3 protein-coding genes are annotated in these 2383 nt (G+C 72.0%); 2 read left to right on the plus strand and 1 reads right to left on the minus strand.

Annotation, left to right across the window (positions count from 1 at the left end; all coding sequences use genetic code 11):
* A partial coding sequence (locus GT042_RS34460) for an alpha/beta fold hydrolase (RefSeq protein ID WP_161312627.1) occupies positions 1-346 on the minus strand: 346 nt, incomplete at its 3' end.
* A gap of 393 nt (positions 347-739) precedes the next feature.
* Between GT042_RS34460 and GT042_RS34465 the strand changes: the two genes are divergently transcribed.
* Positions 740-1822, plus strand: a complete 1083-nt coding sequence (locus GT042_RS34465; RefSeq protein ID WP_161312628.1) for a S1 family peptidase — start codon at positions 740-742, stop codon at positions 1820-1822.
* 239 nt (positions 1823-2061) lie between these two features.
* On the plus strand, positions 2062-2383 hold a 322-nt coding region (locus GT042_RS34470; RefSeq protein WP_237531480.1), incomplete at its 3' end, for a PHP domain-containing protein.

Consider the following 2383-nt stretch of genomic DNA (forward strand, 5'->3'; position numbering starts at 1 on the left):
GGGTCACCCGGTCGGGCAGCAGCGCGGCGCAGGCCAGCGCGTGCGGAGCGCCGCCCGAGCGGCCCACCACGGCGAACCGCTCCAGGCCCAGGGCGTCGGCGATCGTCGTCACGTCCTGGGCCACGTCGGCGACGCTGCGCCCCTGGAGCCGGTCGGAATCGCCGTACCCCGGACGGTCGTAGGCGATCAGTTGCATCCCCCGCTGGTACAGGACCAGGCCGCGGGGGGCGGGGCCCAGTCTGCTGCCCGGCGTGCCGTGCATCAGGAAGATCGGTCTGCCGTGCGGGTCGCCCAGTCGCTCCACCATCAGATGCCGTCCGTCCGCCCCGCGCACGCGACGTCGCAACCCCCACCCCTCCCTCGTGTACAAGCACCGTGTTCCTGCATTCCCCGCCGGCGTGCTGATCACCCATCAGGGCGGGCCGCGCGGCCGGTTCACGCCGTTTGTCCGGGGGCGGCTCTGGGGCCCCTGGGACGGGAGAGAAGGGTGAGGGTCGGTTTCAGGACAGGACTAGTCCTCACCCCCTGCTGTTCCGGTGGTCGCACCGGGTGTTCGCACCCGGAACCGTTCCTGTCCCACCCCGGATGGCCGAGGGGCCCGGGGCCGTTCGGCTGGCGGTGAGCGCGTCCTGAACTCGGCCTTGTGTGCTACTCGCCGGTCTCGGAATAGTGGGCGCCTCATCCCCGTGCCAGGACACCCCACATGCTCCGGCACGGTTCCCCCCACAGGAGGTCGATGGTGCAGCACCGGCGCATTTCGAAGAAGCGGGCGACGCTGGCAGGTGGTGCGGTGGTCGCGTTGGTGGCGGCCGGCCTTACCTTCCAGACTGCGAACGCCAGCGAAGGAACGGCCCCTCCCGTTCTGAAGCGGCTGACGGCGGTGGCGGCCGGAAATCTCGCCTCGACGCTCGACGACAGGCTGGGCGGCGACACGGCCGGCTCGTACTACGACCCCACGTCCAAGGCGTTGGTGGTGAACGTGGTGGACGAGCAGGCGGCCGAGACGGTCCGCGAGGCCGGCGGCCGGGCCAGACTGGTCGAAAACACCCTGGGCGAGCTCAAGGACGCGTCGGAGACCCTCGCCGACCGGGCGTCCCTCCCCGGCACGTCCTGGGCGGTCGACCCGGTGACCAACAAGCTCGCTGTCACGGCCGACAGCACGGTCGTGGGCGCCGCCTGGGAGAAGCTCAGCGGTGTGGTGAAGGATCTGGGAGGCAGGGCGGAACTGTCGAAGGTGGCGGGGGAGTTCAAGCCCTTCGTGGCCGGCGGTGACGCGATCACGGGCCCCGGCGGACGCTGCTCGCTCGGCTTCAACGTGGTCAAGGACGGCCAGCCGTTCTTCCTGACGGCGGGCCACTGCACGGCGGCCATCCAGACCTGGTCCGACGCGCAGGGCACCCGGATCGGGACCAACGCGGGCTCCAGCTTCCCGGACAACGACTACGGCCTGGTCCAGTACGCGGCCGGGGTCGCCCACCCCAGCGAGGTCGATCTCTACAACGGCAGCACGCAGGCGATCACCGGGGCAGGCGCGGCGACGGTCGGGCAGCAGGTGACCCGGAGCGGCTCCACCACCCAGGTGCACAGCGGCCAGGTCACCGGGCTCGACGCCACCGTGAACTACGGCAACGGCGACATCGTCAACGGGCTGATCCGGACGACGGTCTGCGCGGAACCGGGCGACAGCGGCGGCTCGCTGTTCGCGGGCTCCACGGCGCTCGGGCTGACCTCGGGCGGCAGCGGCGACTGCACGGCGGGCGGGACGACGTTCTTCCAGCCGGTGCCGGAGGCGCTGGCGGCGTTCGGGGCGCAGATCGGCTGACGCCTCTTCCCTTTGATTGACCGGACCGACCAACTGATCGACCTCACGCGCCGGACGGGCCCGGATCGGCCCCGTCCGGCGCGTGAGCCGTTCCCGGGGTGGCGCCGGTCCGGGATCTCCGCAGGTGGGAGGGGGTCGGACGGCCAGGGCAACGCTAATCGTACGCACGTTCGAAACTTGGTCTATGGTGGGGACGGGGAGGTGAGAACGGTGAGAACGGACGGAGCCAGGAGGTGCGGATGCCCAGGTTCACGCATCTGCGCACCGTCTCCGGGTTCTCCCTGCGGTACGGGGCCTCGCACCCGGAGCGGCTGGCCGAGCGCGCGGCCGAGCGGGACATGGACGCCCTCGCGCTGACCGACCGCGACACCCTCGCGGGCGCGGTCCGCTTCGCCAAGGCGTGCGCCGAGGAGGGGATCCGTCCGCTGTTCGGAGTGGAGCTGGCGGTGGGGGAGCGGGATGCCGAGGGGACCCGTACGGCCCGTACGGAAGGGCGATCCGGCGGGGCCCGTACGGAACCGCGATCCGGCGGCGGCGAGTGGGCCCGTACGGCAGGGTCCG

The organism is Streptomyces sp. SID3212 (assembly GCF_009865405.1).
Lineage (GTDB): Bacteria > Actinomycetota > Actinomycetes > Streptomycetales > Streptomycetaceae > Streptomyces.